The sequence below is a fragment of the Halomonas sp. KM072 genome, from assembly GCF_050710315.1.
Classification (GTDB): Bacteria; Pseudomonadota; Gammaproteobacteria; order Pseudomonadales; family Halomonadaceae; genus Vreelandella; species Vreelandella hamiltonii.
In genome coordinates this window covers 1,075,905-1,091,367 of record NZ_CP136132.1, presented here as the reverse complement: position 1 = coordinate 1,091,367, position 15,463 = coordinate 1,075,905, and the positions used below count along the sequence as shown (strand labels likewise).

Genomic DNA, 15,463 nt, shown 5'->3' with positions numbered 1-15,463 from the left:
GCGATCAGCGCTCCAGCACCACGAATGCCACAGCATACTCGGCTTCGTCACTGAGGGTAATGTGCGCCGTGGCGGCGCCGCTGGCTGCGAAGAGCCGCTGGGCCTCACCATGCAGGTGTAATCCGGGCTTGCCCAGCGCGTCGTTAAGCACCTGGATGTCTCCCCACTGCATGCCCTGGCGCAAGCCAAGGCCCAAGGCTTTCACGAAGGCTTCCTTGGCCGCGAAGCGCTTGGCCAGATAAGCCACCGGGCAGCCTTTGGCCCGCCATACCTGCTGCTCTTGCTGGCCCAGAATGCGTTCGGCAAAACGCTCGCCGTGGCGCTCCAGGGCCTGGCTAAACCGAGCAACGCGAGCAATATCAGAACCGATGCCAACGATCATTCAATGCCCGCAGCAGCCGTGATGACCATCATGCTCGTCATGCGCGTGCTCGTGCTCATGGGCATCCAACGCGGCCATCAGGCCCGCCTCCTGGCCAGCAATTATCAGCCGCTTCATTTCCTGAATGGCCTCTTTCAGGCCCACAAAAAGGGCGCGCGCAATGATCGCGTGACCGATGTTCAGCTCGTTGACACCGGGTAAGGCAGCAATGGCTTCCACGTTGTGGTAGTGCAGCCCGTGCCCGGCATTGACCACCAGCCCAAGCGAGACGGCATGGACCGCTGCCGAGCTCAGGCGGTCATACTCGGCGTTGGCCGTTTCGCTGCCCGGCCGAGCTTCGGCATAGGCACCGGTGTGCAGTTCGATGGTGGGCGCTCCAGCGCGCTTGGCCGCGTCGATCTGGGACTCATCGGGATCGATGAACAGCGATACGTCACAGCCCGCGGCTGCCAGACGCTGGCAGGCAGCGGCAATCTGTTCGAACCCACCCACCACGTCCAGGCCACCTTCCGTGGTCAGCTCTTCGCGCTTTTCCGGCACCAGGCAAACGTGGGCAGGCCGCACTTCTTCGGCCAGGACCAGCATCTCTTCGGTCACGGCCATTTCGAGGTTCATGCGCGTGTTGAGCATCTCGGCCAGCAGGCGTACGTCGCGGGGCTGGATATGACGGCGGTCTTCACGCAGGTGAACCGTGATGCCATCGGCACCGGCCTCTTCGGCCAACAGCGCTGCCTGAACGGGGTCCGGGTAACGGGTGCCCCGTGCTTGGCGCAGGGTGGCGACGTGATCGATGTTGACACCCAGTAGAATACGAGGAGGATGCATCGTGACTCTCCATTGGATGGCACACAGAGGCCATCATTGCTTGTCTGAGTATTACTTCTCTGAGAATTGCTTGTATGAGAGAGGCCCGCCTAGCGCTGACGGCGACGGGCCAAATCCATCATCAGCTCTCGCGAGCGTAGTGCCACTGCCCCCAGGTGGGGCGCCAGCGCTGCTCGCATGAGCGCTTTCAAGGCGCTGGCCAGGCTCTCTGATTCCCAGTCACCCTGCTCGATATAGCGCAAGGCGCGGCCGTCGATCCCCCGCACGGCGGGCAAGAATGCACGACTGGCCGCCTCGAATCGGTAGCGCCCGTGAGGGTCCAGAGAGGCACCTTGAGGCGTGCAGAAGCGCGGTGTGGCTTCCAGGGCTTCCAGTAGCGCCCACTCATAGCGTCTCAGCGCCAACCCGCGCGCGGCGGGCACCGGAAGCGCCTCCAGCAGCGCACTGTAAAAGGCAAACACATTCGCGGATGCCAGTTCCAGCGGCAGCAAGCGGGTGGCAATTTCATTGGCATAAAGGCCACACAACAGCCCTTCACCCGCCAGCAGCGCGGTCTGTCCCCGGGACTCCATCAAGGTCAGCCGCTTCAGCTCACGCTCTCCGCGCCAAGCGATGAACAGCGGTGTAAAGGGTTGCAAACGCTGGCGCGATTTCGAACCGGGGCGCTGCCCGCCCTGAGCCACCGCACGGATGCGCCCGTGGTTGAGCGTCAGCAGGTCGACCAGCGCGCTGGTTTCCCGATACGCCTTGCGGTGCAACAGAAAGGCAGGCTCGGGGGTCATGGCCGCGCTCAATCCAGGTCGTAACCCAGGCTCTTCAAGGCACGCTCATCGTCCGACCAGCCTCGCTTGACCTTGACCCACAGGTTGAGCATGACCTTGGTGCCCAAGGCACGCTCCATGTCCAGCCGCGCCTCTCGGCCGATACTCTTGATCCGATCGCCGTTTTCACCGATCAGAATCACTTTTTGGCCCTGGCGCTCCACCAAAATCAACGCGCTGATATGGGTCACCCGCTCGGTCTCGCGAAACTCCTCGATCTCGACGGTCATCTGATAGGGCAGCTCGTCGCCCAGCTGACGCATGACCTTTTCGCGCACCAGCTCGGCGGCCATGAAGCGCAGACTCTTGTCGGTAATCTGGTCTTCAGGGAAGAAGTGAATACTTTCTGGCAGGTGTTTGGCCACCTCATCTTCCAGCGCTTCGACCTGCGTGCCGTGCTTCGCTGAAATGGGGATGACGGCAGCAAATTCACGCCGTGCCCCCACCTCCGCCAACCAGGGCAGCAGGTCGGCCTTGTCCTGCAGGCGGTCGACCTTGTTCACTGCCAGAATCACCGGCGCCGTGACATGCTCCAGACGCTTGAGCACCGCCTGGTCTTCCTCGGTCCAGCGCGTACGATCGATGATGAAGACGACACAATCCACGTCACGCAGCGCCTGGGTGGCTGCCTGGTTCATGAATCGGTTGATCGCCTTGTTGCGATCCTTGGACATGATGTGCATGCCCGGGGTGTCCACGTAAATGAACTGCGTCTCATCGACGGTCTTGATACCCATCACCTGATGGCGGGTAGTTTGCGGCCGCCGAGAGGTAATCGAGATCTTTTGCCCCAGAATCCGGTTCATGAGGGTTGATTTGCCTACGTTGGGACGGCCAACGATGGCCACGAATCCGCAGGTTTGGCTCATGATTTGTCTCCAGGGGGTTGTTCAAGATAGGACAGAGCTTCTTCCGCCGCCTGTTGCTCTGCATGTCGGCGGCTAGGACCTTTACCAGTGGTATGCTCGCTCAACAGATCGATATAGCACTCCACGGTAAACGTCTGGGCATGCGCCTCGCCCTTGACCGAGACCACTTCGTAGCGAGGCAACGCGGCCTGGCGTGACTGGAGAAACTCTTGCAAGCGCGTTTTGGGGTCCTTCTGAGTATCCTGAAGAGAGATGTTTTCCAGCCTCTCCGCATACCAGGCCAGTACTCGGTCACGCACGGCGTCCATACCTGCATCCAGGTAGATGGCCCCGATCACGGCCTCGACGGCATCGGCCAGGATGGATTCACGGCGGTGACCGCCGCTTTTCATCTCTCCCGAGCCAAGTCGCAGGCACTCGCCAAACGACATTTCACGGGCCAGCTCGGCCAAGGTCTGCCCCTTGACCAGACGCGCGCGCAGGCGAGAAAGCTGGCCTTCACGCGCCTGGGGGAAGCGCTGAAACAGCGCTTCGGCAATGACAAAGTTGACGATAGAGTCACCCAGAAATTCCAGGCGCTCATTGTTGCGACCACCATAGCTGCGATGGGTCATGGCCAGTTCCAGTAGCGTTGGGTCGCCAAAGGTATGGCCGATTCGTCGGCAAAAAGCGGTTAAGGAATTGCTCACGATGCTCCTACGTCATTGACGTTATACAAAATAACCACGCTGACCTTGTTGCTTAGCAGGTGCTTCATTCGATGCGCCGCACACTGCTGAAGCTGGGCAAACCACCATCCCAGTGCATCCAGACTGCAAAGGCGCGCCCGACGATGTTCTCTTCCGGAACAAAGCCCCAGTAGCGGCTATCGTTGGAGTGATCACGGTTATCGCCCATGGTGAAATAGTGCCCTTCCGGCACCACGACCTCACGCATTTGCGGGCCAGGATCACGCGGATTGTTATAAATGAAATGGCTCACTTCACCCAGCTGCTCTTCGAGCAACAGCTGCTGGGGAGACAAGGCCGGGCCTTCTTCGACCAGCACCTTGCTGACTGCTTCGCCGTTCACATAGAGCTGCTTGCCTTCATACCGAACACGGTCGCCGGGCAGGCCCACTACGCGCTTGATGAAATTGACCGAGGGCTCGTCAGGGAAGCGAAACACCATGACATCACCACGCTCCGGGTCGTCCACTTCCAGAAAGCGGTGGTGCACCACGGGCAGGCGCAGGCCATAGGCAAACTTGTTCACCAGGATGAAGTCGCCTACTTCCAGCGTCGGCTTCATGGAACCCGAGGGAATCTGGAACGGTTCGACGATGAAGCTACGCACCACCAGTACGACCAGCAACACGGGAAAGAAAGAGCGAGAGTAGTCGACCGGCCAGGGCTCCTTGAGAAGCTTTTCCCGGCTGGCATCGTCCAGCCCGTCTACCGTGGCGGCTTCGGCAGTGGCCACCCGCTCACGGCGCTTGGGCCGCAGCACCAGCACATCCAGCAGAAAGATGGCCCCGGAGAGTACGACGGCAAGTACCAGTAATAATGAAAAATCCATGTGAGGTCGAGTCCCTAGTCGTTGACCTTGAGCACAGCAAGGAAGGCATCCTGGGGAATTTCGACACGCCCCACCTGTTTCATCCGTTTTTTACCGGCTTTCTGTTTTTCCAGCAGTTTTTTCTTACGGCTGACGTCGCCGCCGTAACACTTAGCCGTGACGTTTTTACGTAGAGCCTTCACCGTAGAACGAGCAACCACCTGCCCGCCAATGGCAGCCTGGATGGCCACGTCGAACATCTGCCGCGGAATCAGCTCTTTCATCTTCTCCACCAGCAGACGGCCGCGGGTGTGGGCATGATCCCGATGGATGATGACCGCCAGCGCGTCTACCTTGTCGCCATTGATCAAGACGTCCAGACGCACCAGCTTGGCGGCTTCAAAACGCTCGAAGTTATACTCCAGCGACGCGTAACCGCGAGAAATCGACTTCAGGCGATCGAAGAAGTCCATGACCACTTCCGACATCGGCAGCTCATAAGTGAGCTGAATCTGGTTGCCCAGAAACTGCATGTCCAGCTGGGTACCACGGCGCTGCTCGCACTCGGCAATCACGTTGCCCACGTACTCCTGGGGCACCAGAATACTGGCCCGCACGATGGGCTCGCGCATCTCGTCGACGTCGGCCATGTCCGGCAGTTTGGAGGGGTTGGAGACGTATTTGATGTCGCCATTTTTCATGCCCAGCTCATACACCACCGTGGGTGCAGTCGTGAGCAGATCCAGGTCGTATTCGCGCTCCAGGCGCTCCTGGATGATTTCCATGTGCAGGGTGCCGAGGAAACCCACGCGGAAACCGAAGCCCAGGGCATCCGAGTTTTCCGGCTCGTACTCCAGCGACGCATCGTTCAGCGCCAATTTCTCCAGCGCATCGCGGAAGTCTTCATAGTCATCGGCGCTGACCGGGAACATACCGGCGTATACCTGCGGCTTGACCTTCTGGAAGCCCGGCAGGCGTTCGACATCGGGGGTTTTGGTGTGGGTGATGGTATCACCGACCGGGGCACCATGAATTTCCTTGATCCCGGCAACCACGAAACCGACCTCACCCGCGCGCAGAATATTGGTCTCTTTACGCAGCGGTGTGAAGATGCCTACTTCGGTGGCGTTCCAATCCCGCCCGGTCGATTTGATGCGAATCTTGTCACCCTTGCGCAGCGTACCGTCGAACAGCCGCACCAGCGAAACGACGCCGAGATAGTTGTCGAACCAGGAATCGATGATCAGCGCCTGCAAGGGCGCGTCCGGGTCCCCTTTGGGGGGCGGAATGTCACGCACCAGGCGCTCCAGCAGTGCGTCGATACCAATACCGCTCTTGGCCGACACCTGGCAGGCATCGGTGGCATCCAAGCCGATGATTTCTTCCACTTCCTGAGAAACGCGGTCCGGGTCGGCCTGGGGCAGGTCGATCTTGTTGAGCACCGGAAGGACTTCCAGGCCCTGCTCGATGGCGGTATAGCAGTTGGCCACCGACTGAGCTTCGACGCCCTGAGCGGCGTCCACTACCAGCAGCGCCCCTTCACAGGCGTACAGCGAGCGGGATACTTCGTAGGAGAAGTCCACATGCCCTGGCGTATCGATGAAGTTGAGCTGATAGACCTGACCATCGGCCGCGGTGTAGTCCAGCGTGACCGACTGCGCCTTGATGGTAATGCCGCGCTCGCGCTCGATATCCATGGAGTCGAGCACCTGCTCCTTCAGTTCACGCTCGGACAAGCCACCACAAGTCTGAATCAAACGATCGGAAAGCGTCGATTTACCGTGGTCGATGTGGGCGATGATGGAGAAGTTTCTTATGCTCTTGATCTTACTAGCGTTATCTGTGGTCATGTGCCGATTTAATCCGGGGTGTGTACGCAGCCATGTACGATAAATGATTTTGCATGGCTGCGTTCAGTGTCGATTTCCTCCATTGTACCGTTCAAATGGTTGGCGTGCTATGGAGTGCGGCGACAGCGCGTCATGCCGCAAGCTGCCGCTCCTCCCACGCCTGAACATCGCTTTCCCGCCAGCGGGATTCAGCGCCGTGTCCTCCCTGGATAACGGGCTTGGGAAACCCCTTGCTTTTCTGCCAGCGCAGCAGCGTGTCCCGGCTGCGGCCGTAGCGTTCGCATAGCTGGCTTGTGCTTACGTATTGGTCTGACATTTCTTCCTCCCAGGCAAAAGAAAGCCGCCTCGTGGGCGGCTGTTAGCGTTCGTTCATTGCTCGGGCCATCGCCCGTATTCGATCAAACGGCAGCTTGTTGAGTCGTCGCTCTACACGGGTGCCGAGGCGTCGGTTGCTGCGATTCTCATCCTTCACCTTTTGCAGCATGTTGAGCTTTTCTACTCGCGTACTGTAATCGGAGCGTTTAGCTGCCATAGCCTTTAACTCTGCGATATGCGCCCGAGATATCTGGTGTAGTGTGCTCATGAGCCCGCCTCCTTTCGATGCGCTTCTCGCTCAGTGCACGGCGGCGGTAGCGGGTCGCCTTCGTATCGCTCGATGGTGTCGATCGACAAGCCGCGCAGGTGCCAGTCGCCGACCATGTGCTTGCGCTCGTCCAGCGTCTCGCCGTCATTGATCCACGCCGACGCCACGTTGCCGCCGCATACCGGGCAGTTGGCCGTCATCATTTGACCCAAGTGCTTACGCTCTGTCATAGATCCTCCTCGAAAACATGGAGCACCAGTGCTTCATCTATTAGCAACGCTGTACCCACGTATTTAAGCCGCTTGTTATCAGGCAATATGTGGCCAGTGCCGAAAGTGAAAAATTTCCGCTTAACTCTTGGATTTTCCGTCCGCACTTGAGCCCACATGCATAGCTCGCCGTTCTGCTCGTGCACGGAAAGCACTTGCGCGCCCTCTGGCATTTCAATCTCGATTATTGGGCGTAGCGTAAATTTCCAGATTGTTTTGCACATAAACCCTCCAGGCATGAAAAAAACCGCTCATTGGCGGCCATAGTCTCTAAACAGTCGTGTCGATAACCGCCACAGCCTTCGCCGCCTTGATTCAGCGACGATGCGGCGGGCGTTGGGTAGCTGATCGAGCATGCTCAAACTCCGTGCAGCGCACGATTGTGCGATTTTTGCTTTTGCTCATGGCGGGCATGGTGGAAAACGGCAGGCGGCTGCAGTCATCGAAGGTATGGCGGCAGGCCATGCACATGCCGCCCTTGGGCTGGTGGGTCATTGCGGGGCCTCGAGCACAAACTTGTATTCCCAAATACGAGCTGCCTCACTGAATATTCGCTCTCCAGCGACTCGGCATCTGTCAGCGTCACTGCAGCCGGTGGGGCCTGATATCTCTCCGCCGAGGTCAAGCCCGATGCAGCCTTCTTCAATTTCACCCGATAGCCACTTGGCGACGTGGCGCATGGCTCTAACCTGGGCGTCAGATAGTACGGCTTTCTGATGGTATTCGCCGCAGCGGTGGCCGGTGTGGTTTCTGGATACATGCACAATTATGCTCCTGCAAACATATCCATTGGCTCTTGTTGAGCGTCTTTAAGATTGCGAACGGCTAGATCCCAGTAGCTGCCTTTAAGCTCAACCGCTATGGCCTTGCGACCCATCTTGATCGCGCTGACCGGCTCGCTGCCGATGCCGCCGAATGGGCTCAGCACGGTGTCACCAGGGTTGGTCCATAGATCAATGGCGCGCTCGATAACATCTAGCTGCAATGGGCAAATATGGCGCTCGTCGTCAGGGTCGCGCCCCTCTCGGTATTGCAATGTGCGGCTTGGGTTAATATCCATCCAGACCGGCGATGCGTAGCGCTGCCAGCGCTCAACCGGGAAGGTTTCATTGGTATGGCTGACCGGCTCCGGGTTCTCGCCCGGCTTGCGCATGGTGACCAAGTAGTCAGGGATTCCTTGGCGACTCAAGGCCGAGTCTTTCTTGATCTGCTTGTGCAGCAGTCCCAGCGCTTTAGTGCGCTGCATAGCGGTGACCGGGTCTTTCCAGATGCAAACCTCGCTATGGAAGATCCATCCTTCGTCGATAAACGCCTTAATCAACTCCCCACGAAAATCTTTCAGGCCGATGTAGCCATCGCGCACCTTGCTGGCTGGCAGGTTCATGCAATGGAAGGAAAGCAGGCGTCCGGGCTTGGTGACCCGCATCAATTCACGCACCAGGAAACGGAACTGTTCGCTGAATTCCTCGTCGCTCTGAACGTTCCCCATATCAAAGTCGCTGTTGCTGTAGGTGTACAGCGAGGCGAACGGCGGGCTAAAAATCGTATAGTCGATACTCGCGTCCGGCATGCCGCTGATCACGCTGACGCAATCCCCGTTGTACATAGCCCAATCGGGCCCAAACTCTTGATTTAATACTTTCATGATCGCCTCGCTAGGCCACCCATGCGGGCAGCATCATTTCGTGCTGTGGGTCGTATTCGGTTTTCTCGATAGCGGCGGCTGATACGGTTTTCTGCATCATGCCCACCATGTGCTCCACCATGGATGCCTGCATTTCCTCCATCTGCGCCTCTTTGCGCTCGACGTTCTGCTTAATCGCGCCCAGGCTTTCAGCGCTGACGATGTGGCTGTGCACTTCGCGGGACTGACCGAAACGCCAGCAGCGGCGTACCGCCTGATACATTTGCTCGAAGGAGTCATCCAGGCCAACGAATGCCATGCGGGCGCAGTGCTGCAGGTTTAGACCCATTCCGGCGATAGAGGGCTTGGTGACCAGCACGCGGATACTGCCATCCAGAAACCCGTTAATGGCCTGCTCTTTGCGCTCGATACTGTCACTGCCTCGTATTTCCACTGCGTCATGTATTGATTTGCGCAGCAGATCGGCTTCGTCATTGGTGTGGCACCAAATCAGCCAGGGTTCGCTAGGCTCTTGAGCGACTATTTCGGCCACCTTGGCAACGCGCTGGCCTAGAGTTTCTTTCTTCGCCTGGCGTCGTTCGGTAAGGCTCTGCGCGATGCTGGTGAACATGTCGTCGCCGTACTGCGAGGTAACTAGATGCTCATGCGTGTGAAGTGCGGGCAGAATGTAGCCGTCGTCGGCAAAGCCTAGATCCGAGGGCATCCGAATGGTGACCGCCCAAGACGCTAGCCACTGCCAAAACTTCTTTCGGCCATGGCCTTTGAGCCGCCATTTAGCGGTATCGCCGCCATCATGAGTGAAGAACATAGCTAGCATTTCATCCATGCCCATAATGCCGAGGAACTCAGACTGGTTGCCCAGCTCCATGTAATCGTTCGGGCTTGGTGTTGCGGTGCAGGACAGCCGGTAGGGGCATCGCTTCCACTCAGTGATGATGCGGGTTCGCGTCTTGCCGTCGCGGTTTTTCAGGATGCTGGATTCATCCAGCACGATGCCTGCGAAAGCGTCAGGCTCGAAGTTGTCCAGCATTTCGTAATTGGTGACGTAAACGCCTTGCGGGTCGTCGGGCATTTCGCGGACGTATTCAACGTGCACGCCAAACTTGGCAGCCTCGCTAACCGTCTGGCGAGCCACGCACAGCGGCGCCGCAATCAACACCGGGTTGCCGGTATGTTCAGCAACGTGCCCGGCCCATGTAACCTGCATGGCCGTCTTGCCAAGCCCTGTGTTGGCGAACACAGCGGCGCGCCCACGACTTAGCGCCCACTTAACGATGTGACGTTGGAATTCCATCAACTGCATGCCGCCGAACCCCATAGCGTCATGGTCAAGCGTGAAGCCGCTGGGCTGATCCAGCTTCGTTTTACCCTTAACGAACTCTAGGTATTCGATGTTCATACTCACCTCCCAGATAGTAAAAAGCCCCAGGTGGGGCGTTAGTGCTTGCGCTGCTCAACAGCAAACCGGCGGCCCACGGTGTAATGTGGCCATGATTGCCACAGCTCAGCTGGCAACAGGCTGCGCAGCGTCCGGCCATAAATGCCGATATCCGCCGCCAAGTCGCCACGGGATAGCCGTCGGCGCCGGTACTCTTGCGCAACCTCCAGCAGCGGCTTGCCTTGGCGCTCCTCAAACAGCCGCACCGATTCGCGGCGGTCGGCGTGCTTGTGTACCAGGCCCAGCTTTTGCGCTTGGACGCGCACCGCCTTTGCTGTTCGGCCCATGCTTGACCCGATCTCTTTGGCGCTCACGCCCCGTGCATAGCCACGGCGCAGCGCCGCCACTTCCAGCGTTGTCCAATCCCGTCCACGGGGCATTTCGTCGCCTCCAAAAGAAAGGGCCCGAAGGCCCTCTGTGGTTGGGTGCTGCTGTCAGGGCTGGAAGGTGCCCAACAAGCATTCGCTTTCCGGCAAGCCGTCCGTCACCAGCTTGGCGAACTCGGCGGCGATCTCTTCCTTGGCTGCGTCCAGTGCGATAGCGCGCAGCCCAAACGATGGCCCGCCCTTGGTCTTGCTGGACACGCGCATTGCCAGGGTGCGCTCTGACAGGCCCTCGTACGGGGTGAGCTTCCAGTAAATCACCGTGGGCAAGCGGTCGGCATTCTTGACGGTGACGCTATTCATCACACCCACGCGGCTGGAGTGCTCCTGCTTGTCGCTTTCGATGCTGGTCAGGTCATCCAGGCTGACCTTGCGGAACGCATGAATGACCTTGCCGCGCTCCAGCGCCTCCCCTTTGCTGTTCTCAAACGCCAGCAGGTGGCCCCAGTCTTCGACCAGCTCGACCATTTCCTCTTGCCCGAAAGTGCTACCGTCAGCATTCAGGTAGGCGCTGAACTCCGGTGTCTTGGGCAGGTTCAGCGTGGCGGAGTGGTCGCAGTGGCCAGGCAGTGACTTATCGCCGATATCCAGATAGGAGCAAGCCGCCATGGCGTCGCGGTCGATGAAGACCGGGGCATCATTCTGGCGACCTGCCACATAGGCGATGAAGTCTTTCAGCCCCTTGGTTTTGAATTGGCCACGGAATCGGCGGCGATGGTCCTGGTACTTCTCCATATCCACCAGCTTGAAGCCCTCGCCGACGATCAGCGCGTGGCCTTCGGCGGCTTCGGTACCGGTTTTGTGGCTGGCTTCAAGGTGCTGCAGGGCGTCTTTGGTCAATGACATCAGTGCTTCTCCTGGTGCGAGTCTTTATCGCGGTGGGGGTGGCCGATCATGTCGAACTGGTTCTTGGGCTCTAGCGTCATTTCGCCGCCCGTGTTCACGCACATGACCGTTTCGGTAGTGTGTTCTTCCGACTGCGTGCCGTGCTCGGTCGGAATCTTGAAGGCCAGCTTATGGCTGACGCCAACCTTGCTTCCGGAGCCAATGTTCTCGATTGTCAGATCAATCGACACTTTGGCCTTCTTCTTCGGGTTGTTCGTTGCCGCCGCTGCTGCGTGGCTCAGAACAGTACCCAGGCGTTCAGCCAATACGCCGCCATCCAAGTCCTCAATGAACCTGGTCACATCGGTTGGGTGTGACATTGCGTGTTACCTCGGTGGGGGTGGTGGGGCCATTGGCCCCGGGGTGGGGGAAGGTTTAAGCGGCAAGCTGCTGCATGGCTTGCTCATAGCCCGACCAGTTATCGACGCCCATGGCCTCCAGGGCGCGCAGCTTGGCTTGGTCGGCAAGAAGCTGCTCATACTCGCCGCGGCTAAGCGTGACTGTTTCCGGCTTCGACGCTGTTGCCGGTTGCTTGCTGTAGGAATCAGCGGCAGCGCTCAGTCGGCTGGTATCCAGCGGCTTATGCTCGGCAGCGGCGGGCAGTGGTTCTGGTTCAGGCTGCGGTTCTTGCTTGCGTTTCTCTGCTTCCTCGGCTTGGCGCTTGGCTTCTGCCTCGGCGGCTTCACGCTGCGCCTTGGCCGCTTCCTCCTGGCGGATGCGTTCACGCTCGGCGTCGAGGCGCTTCTGCTCCTCCTGCTTGTGGTGGGCGATGCGGTTCTCGACCTGCAGTTTGATGAACTCGGCGTCTCGCTGGATCAGGTCGCGCCAATCGTTGAACAAGAAGGCGTAGTCGCCCTGGTGCTTCTCGATCAGGGCCTTGTTGTCGGCCAGGCGCTGGGCTTCCTGCTGGGCTTCGACCTTGGCCCGGGCTACCTCATCATCGGCGGCGGCCTGCAGGGTGGCGAGGGTCTTTTTGCCTTTCATGGCGTTGGCAACGTCCAGACTTGTCGTAACAGGCACCACTTGGTTGAGGCATGCAAGCCAGTCGCTAAAAGCCTCCTTAGCCTTGCGCTCAATCTCAACGCGGCGATTGTTTTTCTCAGCCTTCACCAGCTTGTCGAGGTGCAGGCGCTTCTGGCGCATGGTCTCGCGAAGCTCGTCGATAGTGTCGAACAGCTCGGCAATAGTGGCGGTCTGCTCAAGGGCGCGCTGTTTGCTTTCTTCCAGCTGCTTTTCGCCTTTTTGCAGCCATTTCACCGTACTGTCGGCGTCGGCAAAGTCCTTGTCGGTGACCAGCTCGGTCTTGATGCCGTCGATCATGGCCAGCGCTTTGGCTTTGAAGTCGGGCAGGTTGCTGGCTTGCACGCCGCCGGTCATCTGGATGCTGAGCGTAGGCAGCTTGTCTGGCGCTTCGCCTTGCGGTGCGACCGTTTGCGCCTGGGGCTGGTAGGCTTCTAGGTCGGCCTTGAATTGCGCCCAGCCTGCGAACAGCGCGGCGATGCGCTCCGGCGTGGTGGTGTACCAGAAGTAGTTGCAGTCGTCTTCGGTGCCGTCACTCGCCATAAACAGGCACTTCTCGGCACCGCTGACGGCTAGCTGCTGGTCCATCTGCACCTTGTAATGCTCGGCCAGCGTTTCAGCCGTGGCGGTGCGCAACTCGTCGTTGATGAGCTTGTGTTCCCAGATCACGGTTTCCATCATGGTGCAGCCATCGAAGCTGGCTAGCATCCACTCGTGGTCATCGTGCGTTGCGGTGCAGGGGTATAACTCCTCACCAATGATGCGCTCGGCAATCGGGCGTGCGCTGGCTTCGGCGGCATGGCCCCTGTCGAAGATGCGCTGCTGCGCGGGCGTTACCTCCGGCACCTCGCCTGTGTATTTCGTCTTGAGCAGGTCAGAGCGCGACTGGTACTTGCTGACTCCGGCCATTGCCGGGGCCTCGCTGGCAGTAAAGCAAGAGGCGCGAAGCGCGTCCCATTCGTGTGAACCTTGAACCACGTCATGGATGTTCATGCGGCCTCCTGGCTGCCTAGGTTGAGGATTGCGTTTTTCTGCTCGGCGGTCAGTTCTGCTTTGCTGCTGACCATCTTGATGACCTGTTCCGGCGTCTTCTTGCCCGACTCGATCAAGTCACGCCATGCCGGAAAGTTGCTGTCGAATGACTCGGCGGGGTAATGCGGCAGTGCCTGGGGCTGCGCTTGCTCCGCTGGCACCGGGTTGATTTCGCGCTCTTCGGGAATGTCGCGGGCTTCTTCGACGGTGATCAGGCCGCCCAGGGCGTCGGCAAACTTGTCGCGTAAGGCGTAACCGCGTGCGCGCCACATCAGCATGCGCTTTGGGTATTGGCTCCACGGCCCTTGCTTGCCCCACAGTCCGGCCTTCTGCGCGTCCTCTTGGCTGAACGTCACGGTGTGCTTGCTGGCGTCCTGCTTGCGCCAAACCGTGCAGGTAGCGGTCATGGTGGCGTTGTCGAAACTCTCCTCGTGGCCGCCAAACTTCGGATGGCTCTGCACCAGGGCGAGCAGCGCGTCGCCGTAGATGGCGGGCTTGCCGTTGATGACCGCGATGTTCTGCAGAGCCTGGATGGGGTTCAAGCCTAGCTCGGCCCCCATCATCATGGCGACCAGCGTGTCTTGCGGCTTGCCTTGGTAGTGCTTGGGCACCATCTGGCTGGCCGATAGCATGTTGGCCATTTCAAACGCCTCATTCAGCGTTGACGGTTGCAGCGCAAAACCTGCGCCGTTGTTGCTTCGGGTGATGTTGCTCATATAGACTCCTCGTTGATCGATCTCGACGTTGATCTGGCCCGCTACCTGTTCGCGCAGGAGCGGGCTTTTATTTGTTCAGCGCTCGCCACTCGCCCAGCGCTTCGCGGGCCTCGCAGAATGCGTCGCTGTGCTCTGTCATTCCGTCCTGATCGCTGGCAGCAAGCTGAACGGTCAGCTCCGATAGCGCGGCTGCCATACGCTCGGCGCTCTCGTTGCGCTCCTGAGTGCCGACCAGCAACGCCTCCAGCTCCAAATGGTCTGCCGCGTTCAAGCTCTTGCTGCCCTTGGTGACGTGGTAGATGGCATCGCCAGTTTCTTCATCCCAGCCAGCGCGGCCAGTAACTCTCCAATCGCTCACGACCATTCCCCCTTGCGCACCTGGGCATCCCATGCCGCAATCGCGCTATCTCGGTGGTGGCTGGCGTTGCGCTCGGCGAAAATGTCGAGCATGTACTGCTCGTTTTCTTCCTGGCGCGCCCAGCGCATGAGCGAGTCGGTCGCCCAGTAGTCGCCGTTCTCGAATAGCTCGGTCGGCGTCATGTCCGCTTCGGGCGAGAACTGCGGGTACCGCACGGCGGCTTGGTCGGGAACTCTCAGCGCTGTGTTCATGGCGATACCTCCTTAGCATCCTTATCCATCTCTTTGAGCACCTCCCACTCCTTCACTTCCACCATTTCAGGAGTGGGCGTCCACATGGCGTGTTCGTACTCGGCGTTGAAGCAATGACTGGTCTCTTTATCGCGCCGATATTCTTCAATCAGCTCTGGATCTATATCCCGCCAAGGCACGCGAACGAAAAGCACACCTTTTGCAGGGAAGCCGTAAAGGCTTGCGAAGTAGCAGCGACCGCTATCAAACGTAAGCGGCGAGTGAGGCGGGAGGTCGATCAAGGTAAGCGCATTCTGTATGCTCGGTAGGCGCGGAAGCGCTTCAATCTCTTTGTGCAGCGCCTTTCCTGTAGGGCTGGTTTTGCGGGGCATATAAAGGCCGTCACGGTCTGGTTTGCGCCAAACGTAAACGTCAGGTGCTTGCTCAAACTTAAAGCCAGCAACCTTCCCACTATGGTTATAGATGCGCGATTCTTTGGCGCCTATGCGCCGCTCAAGCTGAGTTAATAGCTCGGATATTTTTTTGCGCTCTGCGAGTATGCGGCGCACTTCATCGACTACCGGGCCTTCGGTAATGCGAAAATATCTAAAATTCATATCG

Annotated in this window: 21 protein-coding genes; all 21 read right to left on the bottom strand. The window is 59.1% G+C overall.

The annotated features are described in order from the left end of the window. Nucleotides 1-4: 4 nt before the first annotated feature. The 21 genes from acpS to RVM26_RS05025 all read right to left on the bottom strand — a co-directional run bounded on the left by acpS (nt 5) and on the right by RVM26_RS05025 (nt 15,459). On the bottom strand, nt 5-382 hold the full coding sequence (gene acpS, locus RVM26_RS05125; RefSeq protein WP_096923133.1) for a holo-ACP synthase: 378 nt from the start codon (nt 380-382) through the stop codon (nt 5-7). Beyond that, nucleotides 383-1,207, bottom strand: a complete 825-nt coding sequence (pdxJ, locus tag RVM26_RS05120) for a pyridoxine 5'-phosphate synthase (protein ID WP_287808412.1) — start codon at nt 1,205-1,207, stop codon at nt 383-385. Nucleotides 1,208-1,296: 89 nt separating this feature from the next. After that, on the bottom strand, nt 1,297-1,989 hold the full coding sequence (gene recO / locus RVM26_RS05115) for a DNA repair protein RecO (protein ID WP_287808413.1): 693 nt from the start codon (nt 1,987-1,989) through the stop codon (nt 1,297-1,299). Between the two features lie 8 nt (nt 1,990-1,997). Further along, on the bottom strand, nt 1,998-2,897 hold the full coding sequence (gene era / locus RVM26_RS05110; RefSeq protein WP_039177179.1) for a GTPase Era: 900 nt from the start codon (nt 2,895-2,897) through the stop codon (nt 1,998-2,000). After that, nucleotides 2,894-3,586 carry a ribonuclease III gene (gene rnc / locus RVM26_RS05105; RefSeq protein WP_039177180.1) on the bottom strand — a complete coding sequence of 231 codons (693 nt, stop codon included), beginning with the start codon at nt 3,584-3,586 and terminating at the stop codon, nt 2,894-2,896. Before rnc ends, era begins: the two co-directional genes overlap by 4 nt. Before the next feature lie 64 nt (nt 3,587-3,650). Further along, a complete protein-coding gene (lepB, locus tag RVM26_RS05100; protein WP_039177182.1) occupies nt 3,651-4,454 on the bottom strand; it encodes a signal peptidase I in 804 nt (267 codons plus the stop codon). A gap of 14 nt (nt 4,455-4,468) precedes the next feature. Continuing rightward, the gene (gene lepA / locus RVM26_RS05095; protein ID WP_498941241.1) at nt 4,469-6,283 is read right to left on the bottom strand and encodes an elongation factor 4; all 1,815 of its coding nucleotides are present in this window, start codon (nt 6,281-6,283) and stop codon (nt 4,469-4,471) included. Nucleotides 6,284-6,413: 130 nt separating this feature from the next. After that, entirely contained in the window at nt 6,414-6,599 is a 186-nt protein-coding gene (locus tag RVM26_RS05090; RefSeq protein WP_058578047.1) for a helix-turn-helix transcriptional regulator, read from the bottom strand. A gap of 42 nt (nt 6,600-6,641) precedes the next feature. After that, nucleotides 6,642-6,866, bottom strand: coding sequence for a hypothetical protein (locus RVM26_RS05085; RefSeq protein WP_498941239.1), 225 nt, complete (start codon nt 6,864-6,866; stop codon nt 6,642-6,644). Further along, the gene (locus tag RVM26_RS05080; protein WP_498941238.1) at nt 6,863-7,096 is read right to left on the bottom strand and encodes a hypothetical protein; all 234 of its coding nucleotides are present in this window, start codon (nt 7,094-7,096) and stop codon (nt 6,863-6,865) included. Before RVM26_RS05080 ends, RVM26_RS05085 begins: the two co-directional genes overlap by 4 nt. Next, nucleotides 7,093-7,359: a DUF7352 domain-containing protein gene (locus RVM26_RS05075; protein WP_498941236.1), complete on the bottom strand. Its 267-nt coding sequence runs from the start codon at nt 7,357-7,359 to the stop codon at nt 7,093-7,095. Before RVM26_RS05075 ends, RVM26_RS05080 begins: the two co-directional genes overlap by 4 nt. A gap of 542 nt (nt 7,360-7,901) precedes the next feature. Continuing rightward, nucleotides 7,902-8,780, bottom strand: coding sequence for a DNA-methyltransferase (locus RVM26_RS05070; protein ID WP_498941234.1), 879 nt, complete (start codon nt 8,778-8,780; stop codon nt 7,902-7,904). A 10-nt stretch (nt 8,781-8,790) separates the two neighbouring features. Then, nucleotides 8,791-10,179 (bottom strand): DEAD/DEAH box helicase, encoded by a 1,389-nt coding sequence (locus RVM26_RS05065; protein ID WP_498941233.1) that lies wholly within the window; start codon nt 10,177-10,179, stop codon nt 8,791-8,793. Nucleotides 10,180-10,217: 38 nt separating this feature from the next. Further along, on the bottom strand, nt 10,218-10,598 hold the full coding sequence (locus RVM26_RS05060) for a hypothetical protein (RefSeq protein ID WP_498941231.1): 381 nt from the start codon (nt 10,596-10,598) through the stop codon (nt 10,218-10,220). A 54-nt stretch (nt 10,599-10,652) separates the two neighbouring features. Then, entirely contained in the window at nt 10,653-11,447 is a 795-nt protein-coding gene (locus RVM26_RS05055) for a DUF2303 family protein (RefSeq protein ID WP_498941229.1), read from the bottom strand. Further along, nucleotides 11,447-11,806 (bottom strand): YfdP family phage-associated protein, encoded by a 360-nt coding sequence (locus tag RVM26_RS05050; protein ID WP_498941227.1) that lies wholly within the window; start codon nt 11,804-11,806, stop codon nt 11,447-11,449. The genes RVM26_RS05055 and RVM26_RS05050 overlap by 1 nt, the downstream gene beginning before the upstream one ends. A gap of 55 nt (nt 11,807-11,861) precedes the next feature. Further along, nucleotides 11,862-13,499 (bottom strand): lambda-exonuclease family protein, encoded by a 1,638-nt coding sequence (locus RVM26_RS05045; RefSeq protein ID WP_498941225.1) that lies wholly within the window; start codon nt 13,497-13,499, stop codon nt 11,862-11,864. Beyond that, complete coding sequence (locus RVM26_RS05040; protein ID WP_498941223.1) at nt 13,496-14,254, bottom strand: recombinase family protein; 759 nt, start codon at nt 14,252-14,254, stop codon at nt 13,496-13,498. The genes RVM26_RS05045 and RVM26_RS05040 overlap by 4 nt, the downstream gene beginning before the upstream one ends. 67 nt (nt 14,255-14,321) lie before the next feature. Continuing rightward, complete coding sequence (locus RVM26_RS05035; protein ID WP_498941221.1) at nt 14,322-14,612, bottom strand: hypothetical protein; 291 nt, start codon at nt 14,610-14,612, stop codon at nt 14,322-14,324. Further along, a complete protein-coding gene (locus RVM26_RS05030; protein ID WP_498941219.1) occupies nt 14,609-14,863 on the bottom strand; it encodes a hypothetical protein in 255 nt (84 codons plus the stop codon). Before RVM26_RS05030 ends, RVM26_RS05035 begins: the two co-directional genes overlap by 4 nt. Then, nucleotides 14,860-15,459: a hypothetical protein gene (locus RVM26_RS05025; protein ID WP_498941217.1), complete on the bottom strand. Its 600-nt coding sequence runs from the start codon at nt 15,457-15,459 to the stop codon at nt 14,860-14,862. Before RVM26_RS05025 ends, RVM26_RS05030 begins: the two co-directional genes overlap by 4 nt. Between the last annotated feature and the right edge of the window lie 4 nt (nt 15,460-15,463).

Bases quoted from the DNA above. Each gene is read 5' to 3' on its own strand.
- lepA (WP_498941241.1), bottom strand. From the start codon at position 6,283: ATGACCACAGATAACGCTAGTAAGATCAAGAGCATAAGAAACTTCTCC.
- RVM26_RS05040 (WP_498941223.1), bottom strand. From the start codon at position 14,254: ATGAGCAACATCACCCGAAGCAACAACGGCGCAGGTTTTGCGCTGCAA.
- RVM26_RS05085 (WP_498941239.1), bottom strand. From the start codon at position 6,866: ATGAGCACACTACACCAGATATCTCGGGCGCATATCGCAGAGTTAAAG.
- pdxJ (WP_287808412.1), bottom strand. From the start codon at position 1,207: ATGCATCCTCCTCGTATTCTACTGGGTGTCAACATCGATCACGTCGCC.
- RVM26_RS05065 (WP_498941233.1), bottom strand. From the start codon at position 10,179: ATGAACATCGAATACCTAGAGTTCGTTAAGGGTAAAACGAAGCTGGAT.
- recO (WP_287808413.1), bottom strand. From the start codon at position 1,989: ATGACCCCCGAGCCTGCCTTTCTGTTGCACCGCAAGGCGTATCGGGAA.
- RVM26_RS05045 (WP_498941225.1), bottom strand. From the start codon at position 13,499: ATGAACATCCATGACGTGGTTCAAGGTTCACACGAATGGGACGCGCTT.
- RVM26_RS05075 (WP_498941236.1), bottom strand. From the start codon at position 7,359: ATGTGCAAAACAATCTGGAAATTTACGCTACGCCCAATAATCGAGATT.
- RVM26_RS05060 (WP_498941231.1), bottom strand. From the start codon at position 10,598: ATGCCCCGTGGACGGGATTGGACAACGCTGGAAGTGGCGGCGCTGCGC.
- RVM26_RS05030 (WP_498941219.1), bottom strand. From the start codon at position 14,863: ATGAACACAGCGCTGAGAGTTCCCGACCAAGCCGCCGTGCGGTACCCG.
- RVM26_RS05070 (WP_498941234.1), bottom strand. From the start codon at position 8,780: ATGAAAGTATTAAATCAAGAGTTTGGGCCCGATTGGGCTATGTACAAC.
- lepB (WP_039177182.1), bottom strand. From the start codon at position 4,454: ATGGATTTTTCATTATTACTGGTACTTGCCGTCGTACTCTCCGGGGCC.
- RVM26_RS05050 (WP_498941227.1), bottom strand. From the start codon at position 11,806: ATGTCACACCCAACCGATGTGACCAGGTTCATTGAGGACTTGGATGGC.
- acpS (WP_096923133.1), bottom strand. From the start codon at position 382: ATGATCGTTGGCATCGGTTCTGATATTGCTCGCGTTGCTCGGTTTAGC.
- RVM26_RS05025 (WP_498941217.1), bottom strand. From the start codon at position 15,459: ATGAATTTTAGATATTTTCGCATTACCGAAGGCCCGGTAGTCGATGAA.
- RVM26_RS05080 (WP_498941238.1), bottom strand. From the start codon at position 7,096: ATGACAGAGCGTAAGCACTTGGGTCAAATGATGACGGCCAACTGCCCG.
- RVM26_RS05090 (WP_058578047.1), bottom strand. From the start codon at position 6,599: ATGTCAGACCAATACGTAAGCACAAGCCAGCTATGCGAACGCTACGGC.
- era (WP_039177179.1), bottom strand. From the start codon at position 2,897: ATGAGCCAAACCTGCGGATTCGTGGCCATCGTTGGCCGTCCCAACGTA.
- RVM26_RS05055 (WP_498941229.1), bottom strand. From the start codon at position 11,447: ATGTCATTGACCAAAGACGCCCTGCAGCACCTTGAAGCCAGCCACAAA.